Genomic DNA, 7510 nt, shown 5'->3' on the forward strand with positions numbered 1-7510 from the left:
TGACCCCATGCCGAACTCAGAAGTGAAACGCCGTAGCGCCGATGGTAGTGTGGGGTCTCCCCATGCGAGAGTAGGGAACTGCCAGGCTTTAATTAAACGAAAAAGCCCTGTCGCAAGACAGGGCTTTTTTGTGTCTGTGATTTACTGAGTTTTGCCGGTCACCCGGTTCTTCATCAGGCACCGGTGCTCCGCTACGACACCGGCATATATTGCCGTCGTTTACTTGTTCACAAAAATTTAACCTTCATCACAAATAACAAAAACATAAACTTCATAACACTTTATTTACATGGCGTTCTGGCTCACTCTACGGTTTTCCCTTTTCGGGATGACCTGGCAGGAGATGAGTGCATGACTGAAATAGTAGCCGCAGAGCATAAGACGGCAATGCGTAAAGACGGTACCCGGCAGCGCGTGTGGGCAATTGTCGGAGCGTCCTCGGGTAATCTGGTTGAATGGTTCGATTTTTATGTTTATTCGTTCTGCTCGCTGTACTTTGCCCATATCTTTTTCCCCACCGGTAATACCACCACCCAATTACTTCAGACCGCAGGCGTCTTTGCTGCGGGCTTCTTAATGCGTCCTATCGGCGGCTGGCTATTTGGCCATATTGCTGACCGTCACGGACGAAAGCGCTCAATGTTAATCTCAGTATGCATGATGTGCTTTGGTTCCCTGGTGATCGCCTGCCTGCCGGGCTATGCCCAGATAGGCACCTGGGCGCCGGCATTATTACTGCTGGCCCGGCTGTTCCAGGGATTATCCGTAGGCGGCGAATACGGGACCAGCGCCACTTATATGAGTGAAGTGGCGATAGAGGGACGCAAAGGCTTCTTCGCCTCTTTCCAGTATGTGACGTTGATTGGCGGCCAGCTGCTGGCCCTGCTTGTGGTGGTTATCTTGCAGCACACCCTCTCTGATAGTGATTTGAGAAGCTGGGGCTGGCGTATTCCGTTTGCCCTCGGGGCGGTACTGGCTGTCGTGGCCCTTTGGCTGCGCCGCTCGCTAAATGAAACCGCACAGGTTGAAAACCGCACCCTGAAAGAGGCGGGCACCCTGAAAGGGCTGTGGCGCCATCGCCGGGCGTTTATTATGGTTCTGGGATTCACTGCTGGCGGATCACTGTGTTTTTATACCTTTACTACCTATATGCAGAAGTATCTGGTAAATACCTCGGGTATGCATGCCAATACCGCCAGTGCCATTATGACCGGTGCGCTGTTTATCTATATGCTGGTACAGCCGTTTTTTGGCGCGCTGTCTGACAAGATTGGCCGCCGTAATTCGATGCTCTGCTTTGGTGGCCTCTCTGCAGTGTGTACGGTGCCTATTCTGACCGCATTACAGTATGTCACGTCACCCTGGGCCGCCTTTGGTCTGGTGCTCATGGCGCTGATGATTGCCAGTTTCTACACCTCAATCAGCGGTATTCTGAAGGCTGAGATGTTCCCTCCCCACGTGCGAGCATTGGGGGTTGGGCTATCTTATGCCGTTGCCAATGCTATTTTTGGTGGGTCCGCTGAGTATGTGGCGCTGTTCCTGAAGTCCATCGGTTCTGAAACCGCCTTCTTCTGGTACGTCTCCGGGATGGGGCTTATCGCCTTTGTGGTTTCGCTGTCGCTGCATCGCAAAGGCGGGGGAAGTAAGTTGTAATTTGCGGTTTAGCGGGCCAGCTGCCAGACAGTGTAGCCAGTGGCTGCGCCCGCAACATCCCAGGCCAGATCTTTCCAGCTCCAGCCGCTACCGGCCGCCCGGCTGTCCCAGGCTTCTTTGGTGATACCCAACCCGATGGAAAACATAAGTCCGAAGGTGGCACTGCGATCGTTACTCCATCCCTGGTGTTGGCCATATTCGTTGCCGGCGGCAGACAACATGGCCGAAGCGATAAAATGCTGTGCTTTATCCTGGCCGTACCACTGATCCTGCGCGGTATGGCTACAGGCGGTGGTGAGCAGCGGGATCAGACAAATTAAAAGCGCTTTCATGGCGATCTCCCTGAAAAAAAGCCCTGTGATATCACAGGGCCAGAGTATAGCGTCATTTTGCGTTTACAGAATGCGGCTAATCAGCCGGTCCACCCTGATGCGCCGTAAGCGGCGTATTAATTTACGCACTTTAACCGGATATTCGGCAATGCTTTGCAGATCCCGGTAATGGTTCACAATATGGGTGTGAGTACGGATGGTATTGAGTTCTTCTTCCCGGGTGGCAGCCAGCTGATGCTGAGGATCATGGATTAAAATGGCGTTTTCCAGATCCAGACGCCAGGCCCGTGGATTCAGGTTGTTACCGGTCAGCAGGATCCACTCGTCATCGACCCACATCCCTTTCAGGTGGTAACTGTTATCCTCATCTTTCCAGAGCCGGATAATCAGCTGCCCGCTATTAACGTAATACTGCAGACGGCTCATAAAGCGGCGCAGGTTAATTTCATACAGATAGGGCAGGGCACCGATAATTTTAAATGGCTGATCTTGCGGGATATAAAAATCATTCGCCGTTTTATCGCCAACAATAATTTCAACCTGCTTCCCGTCACGTAACAGCTGAATAATATTGCGGACCAGCACCGCAGGCAGATTGAAATACGGCGTACAGATAGTCAGTTTATGCTCAGTACAGGGCATAAGGTGGTAAATAGCTTTATTCAGCGGGCTGGTTTTACCCAGACCAACCAGCGGCGTGACCGACAGCTGATCATTATCAGCATCGCCCTGGAAATCATAACTGCTGGTGCGGAGATCCTGGCGGTACTGGCGGATCTCATTTTTGATTTCCTGGCTTTTTGGCCGGCTGGCATCATCCAGGCGGTGGACTGCCCGGCCCTGGATCAGGTTTTGCTGAACCCAGCCATACATGATATCGCTCAGCTTCTCGTTACGGATCAGCTGATAGCGGTCATAGCGGTATTTATCATGCTGGTTCAGATAGACATCATTAATACTGGCCCCGCTGTAGAGTACGCAGTCATCAATGATAAAGCCTTTGAAGTGCAACACGCCGAGCGCTTCGCGGGTATTAACCGGAACACCATATACGGGAACCGAAACCCCAGGATTTTCCTGAGCCATACGGCAATACCAGTCGGCATTGGTATTGGCTGCGGCGTCGCCAATGCGGCCACGCTGTGCGCGGTGCCAGTCAACCAGTACGGAAATCTCCAGCTCGGGGCGCTGTCTTTTGGCGTCATACAGGGCAGACAATACGGCTTTCCCCGCATCGTCCTGCTCCATATAAAGCGCGACAATACAGATACGGCGGCTGGCTGCGGCGATCTTCTGCAGTAAAATTTCCCGGCAATCCGCCGGCTTGAAAAAGACCGTAATATCATCAACGGACTGAGCAAGCTTCGGTAATAGCGCAAGGTGTTGTTGATGTTTGTTACGTTTAAATTTGGACAACATCACTGTGCTTATCTTCTCTATACATTTGATGGCCTTCTGCTCTGGTGGCTCGACAGAAGTGGTGGATAATACCACTACTACTACGAGTTGTGGGTAAGATTTCCAATACGTTACTCACGTTCCTGGGCTTTATTCAGCTGCAGCGACAGGCTGACAATGCCGTCCTCCAGCTGAACATCGACCAGAAAACCCAGCTTACGGGCTAGCGCAATCATCCCCTGGTTATTCGGCATGGTGATGCCATTGAGTTTTTGCAACCCATGTTCCCGGGTATAGCCAATTAACTTTTCCATCAGGCGGCGCCCAAGGCCCAGGCCTTTGAGGTCCGAACGCACCAGCACAGCAAATTCAGCGTCAATATTATCCGGATCCGAGATAGCCCGCGTTACGCCAAGGATCTCTTGCTGGCCGTCCGGATGATGGCGAACCGCCACAAATGCCATTTCCCGATCGTAGTCGATTTGCGTCATGTTGGCTAAATCGTCGTGGGTAAATTCATTGATTTCACTGAAATAGCGATAGTAAAGATCCTCTTTGGTGACCTGGGCAATAAAGCGCTGCAACTGTGGCTCATCTTCCGGAAGGATCGGGCGAAACAGGCAGCTGTCCCCGTTCTTCATAATGACCGGTTCTTCCAGATGGCGAGGATAGGGACGTATTGCCAGGCGGCTTTCGGGATCCCCCGTAAAGGGAGCCAGTTCCAGAGTGACATCCAGCAGGGTAAATTCCCCGCCCGCGGCCAGCAGTGGGTGAATATCCAGACGACGAATTTCCGGGCAGTTGATTATCAGATCCGACACCTGAACCAGAACCTGGCTGAGCCCGGCAATATCTAGTGGGCGTAGCGCGCTGCGCCCGCGGATCTTGTTGCTCTTGATAGCCTGGATAACCAGATAGCGGGCGAGGTTCATATTGAGGGGCGGCAGCGCTACCGCGGCATGATCGCCAGACAACCACTCAACGCTGCCTTCGCCGAGCATAATAATCGGGCCAAAAATAGGGTCGTGCTCGACAACAATACGCAGTTCCTGGGACCCGGCGCGGTTTGCCATACTCTGGACCAATAGCCCCTGGACCCTGGCCTGGGGCCAGGTCATGGCTACGCGATCAAGAATGGCGTCTGCCGCCTGCTGTACTTCTGCCGGGGTACGTAAATAGAGCATGACCCCCTGGACTTCGGATTTATGCGGAATATCCGGGGAGCGTAATTTAAGCGCCACCGGGTAGCCAATCTGTGCGGCGATATGTACTGCTTCAGCACTGTCTTCCGCAATCCATGTGGGTAAGGTTGTCAGCCCGTAACTCTGCAATATCGGCCGCACCTGATGGGTATCCAGGGTGGTAATACCCAGCGCAATGGCCTGGTTAATCAGCTCGCGGGCCATGGCTGTATTGGCATTCAGGTTGGCGGACAGCGCCGGTGTTTCCCGCAGCTGTTTCTGGTTACGGTGGTACTCCACCATGTGCATAAACGCCGTAATTGTGCCCTCTGGCGTCCGGTAGGTGGGGATCCCGGCATCGCTGAACAGGTGCCGGGCGTCATGGGAAGAGAACTCGCCACACCAGTTGGTGACCACGGTAACCATACGGCCCCGGGGGTGCCGCTTGAGCAGCTCAATGATCTGGCGGGCGCTGTCGGTACCGGGCGCCACTGCGCTGGGGGCGTGGATAATCATCAAGGCATCGACCTCGTGGCTATCCAGCAGGATCTCGAGGGTCTGTAAATAGCGCCCGAGGGTAGCGTCATCGTGGAGATCCAGCGGGTTGCTGATTTCCGTGACCCCGCCCAGTACATCATTAAGCCGCTGTTGGGTCCCGGCGGAAAACTCGGCCAGCTTGCCATTTTTCTGCTCCAGTTCATCCAGGGCGAGGGCCGCAGGGGCCGCACCGTTACTGATGATGACCAGTTTTTCGCCGCGCAGGGTGCGCATATGGCTCAGGGTTTCCACGGCGGAGAACAGCTCATGGGTATCCCGTACCCGCAGTAACCCCGCCCGCTGGATGGCGGCATCCCAGGCGGCATCCAACCCTGGCCGGGTCTTCAGCAAGAGCTGGGCCCGGGGGCTGCGGCCACTTTTGATAACCAGAATCGGTTTATTGCGTGAGGCGCTACGCGCTGCGGAGACAAAGCGCCGGGCGTCGCTGAGCTGCTCCAGATAGAGCAAAATAGCGCTGGTGCGGGTATCCCGGGCCAGGAAGTCCAGCAATTCATCAACATCAATATCGAGGCTGTCACCCAGCGCAATAAAGAAGGAGAAGCCTATCTCCCGTTGCTGGGCCCAGTCGAGGATAGTGTTAGAGACGGCCGCTGACTGGGAGACAAACGCCAGCTTGCCCTTTTTAATCGGGACCGGCGAAAAGCTGGCATTCAGCCCCTGCCAGGGGGCCAGTACCCCGAGGCTGTTTGGCCCCAGTAAGCGCATATTCCAGCGGGTGGCAATCGCCAGCAGCGCCGGATGTTGCTCCGTCTGGGCGGAAAGAATAATACAGGTTTTACAGCCCCGCAGGCCCAGGGCGTCAAGCAAGGCCGGGTTGCGACGGGAGTGGGTACAGAGCACTGCCAAATCCGGCGCGAAAGGCAGGCTGGGGATATCCGGCCAGGTCATCACACCACACACCGCTTTCCAGGCCGGGGTCACCGGCAGTACCGGGCCGTCGAAGCCACCGGCCAGCAGGTTGCGCATCATCAGGTAACCGGCGCGCTGGGGTTTCATGGATGCGCCAATCACTGCAATGGATTTTGGCCGCAGTAGTGCTTCTAACCCGCGTTGACTCATGGCGCTCTCCCTGAACAAAAAGTTAGCGTTAGTTTAAACGCTTTCTTCCGGCGCCGCTGTGATGACCTGCTGAAGGTTGGCTTTACCAGCCAGATAGCGCTCGCGGAATAGCATAAAATGATTGGTCAGGGCGCGTGATGCATCGTTATCGCCCGCCAGCTCCAGCAAGGCGGCGGCCACTTCAGCGGTACAATACTGGCCTTCGGCATGCACTTCTCTTAACTGATAGGCTGACGTTTTCGACAAATCAACGGCGATCAGCGGCAATGTGTCCATCCAGGGGCTCTTGCGAAACATTTTGCGGGCCTCAGGCCAGGTGCCGTCCAGCATAATAAAGAGTGGCGGTTTGCCGGTTTGTGGCGGCTGGCTGAGCACCTCACGATCGGCGTCGGCATAAGAGGCAGGAAAGACCACCATCGGCTGTAGATCTGGATTATTCACCTGGGCGAGGAGGGCTTCCGGTGGCTGGGTTCGCGACCACTGGAATGCAGTGGTGCCGGGCAAGATATCGGCAATCAGACGGCCGGTATTGCTGGGTTTCATCGGTTCTGTGTCGTACATCACCAGACAAAACTGGCTCCGGGCGTGAGCAGGCTTCACCGTGGCGCACAGGCACTGGCGCAGCGGCAGCAAACATGCCTGGCAACGGCGTACGCGATTGCCTCGGGCAAGAAAAGGGCGAGTAGCACGGGCCAGGCGTTCGGCACGTAGCTGCAGGACGGCATTTTCGGTCATGGATTCTTCAGGGCGGGATGGAAAAGCGCTAGTTTACTGCACAGGGGGAGAGGGCACCAGTCACGGTGCCGGGGAGATCACAGGTTTTCGTCAATCCAGCCATCGAAGGGGACTTTAGGCATAGCGCCCCCCAGGATGTCGATCACTTCGCCCTTTTTAAAGATCATAATGGTCGGGATACTGCGGACCCGGAAACGGGCGCTTAGCTCTGGGTCCGCCTCGGTATTCACCTTAACAAAACGGATCTTGCCATTGCGCTCTTTGGCCACCTCCTCAAATACCGGAGCAAAGTTAACGCACGGGCGGCACCAGGGGGCCCAGAAATCGACGATCACCGGCAGATCGTCTGCCAGAAGCGTATCCAGTGTACTGCTGGTGGCGTGGACGGGTTTACCATCGAATAGGGCGCATCCGCAGTGTCCGCATGTGGCACATTCCCCGGTGCATTCATCAGCCACGGGATAAATAGCGAGGCAGAACGGGCAAACAGTATTCATGGCTTTGTTGAATAAATCAGATTTCGGGTAAGTCTCCCCCGTAGCGGGTTGTGTTTTCAGGCAATACGCACACTTTCAGGCATACCTGCTTTCGTCA

The 7510-nt window shown here is 55.1% G+C and carries 6 protein-coding genes and 1 rRNA gene; 2 read left to right on the top strand and 5 right to left on the bottom strand.

The features are described from left to right. A 5S ribosomal RNA gene (rrf, locus tag F9C28_RS19345) occupies positions 1-87 on the top strand; the annotation flags it as partial. A gap of 264 nt (positions 88-351) precedes the next feature. Further along, positions 352-1653 (top strand): MFS family transporter, encoded by a 1302-nt coding sequence (locus F9C28_RS19350; protein WP_199016893.1) that lies wholly within the window; start codon positions 352-354, stop codon positions 1651-1653. 8 nt (positions 1654-1661) lie between these two features. Here the strand turns inward: F9C28_RS19350 and F9C28_RS19355 are convergent, their stop codons facing one another. The 5 genes from F9C28_RS19355 to trxC form a co-directional block, all read right to left on the bottom strand. Then, a complete protein-coding gene (locus tag F9C28_RS19355) occupies positions 1662-1985 on the bottom strand; it encodes a YfiM family lipoprotein (protein WP_199016894.1) in 324 nt (107 codons plus the stop codon). Positions 1986-2048: 63 nt separating this feature from the next. After that, entirely contained in the window at positions 2049-3404 is a 1356-nt protein-coding gene (gene pssA, locus F9C28_RS19360) for a CDP-diacylglycerol--serine O-phosphatidyltransferase (RefSeq protein WP_199016895.1), read from the bottom strand. Positions 3405-3514: 110 nt separating this feature from the next. After that, a complete protein-coding gene (locus tag F9C28_RS19365; protein WP_199016896.1) occupies positions 3515-6181 on the bottom strand; it encodes a bifunctional acetate--CoA ligase family protein/GNAT family N-acetyltransferase in 2667 nt (888 codons plus the stop codon). Positions 6182-6214: 33 nt separating this feature from the next. Further along, a complete protein-coding gene (locus tag F9C28_RS19370) occupies positions 6215-6916 on the bottom strand; it encodes a tRNA-uridine aminocarboxypropyltransferase (protein ID WP_199016897.1) in 702 nt (233 codons plus the stop codon). 77 nt (positions 6917-6993) lie between these two features. After that, positions 6994-7413, bottom strand: coding sequence for a thioredoxin TrxC (gene trxC / locus F9C28_RS19375; protein WP_199016898.1), 420 nt, complete (start codon positions 7411-7413; stop codon positions 6994-6996). Positions 7414-7510 lie beyond the last annotated feature (97 nt).

Source organism: Shimwellia pseudoproteus (assembly GCF_016415625.1).
Lineage (GTDB): Bacteria > Pseudomonadota > Gammaproteobacteria > Enterobacterales > Enterobacteriaceae > Shimwellia > Shimwellia pseudoproteus.

Bases quoted from the DNA above. Each gene is read 5' to 3' on its own strand.
- F9C28_RS19350 (WP_199016893.1), top strand. From the start codon at position 352: ATGACTGAAATAGTAGCCGCAGAGCATAAGACGGCAATGCGTAAAGAC.
- F9C28_RS19355 (WP_199016894.1), bottom strand. From the start codon at position 1,985: ATGAAAGCGCTTTTAATTTGTCTGATCCCGCTGCTCACCACCGCCTGT.
- pssA (WP_199016895.1), bottom strand. From the start codon at position 3,404: ATGTTGTCCAAATTTAAACGTAACAAACATCAACAACACCTTGCGCTA.
- F9C28_RS19365 (WP_199016896.1), bottom strand. From the start codon at position 6,181: ATGAGTCAACGCGGGTTAGAAGCACTACTGCGGCCAAAATCCATTGCA.
- F9C28_RS19370 (WP_199016897.1), bottom strand. From the start codon at position 6,916: ATGACCGAAAATGCCGTCCTGCAGCTACGTGCCGAACGCCTGGCCCGT.
- trxC (WP_199016898.1), bottom strand. From the start codon at position 7,413: ATGAATACTGTTTGCCCGTTCTGCCTCGCTATTTATCCCGTGGCTGAT.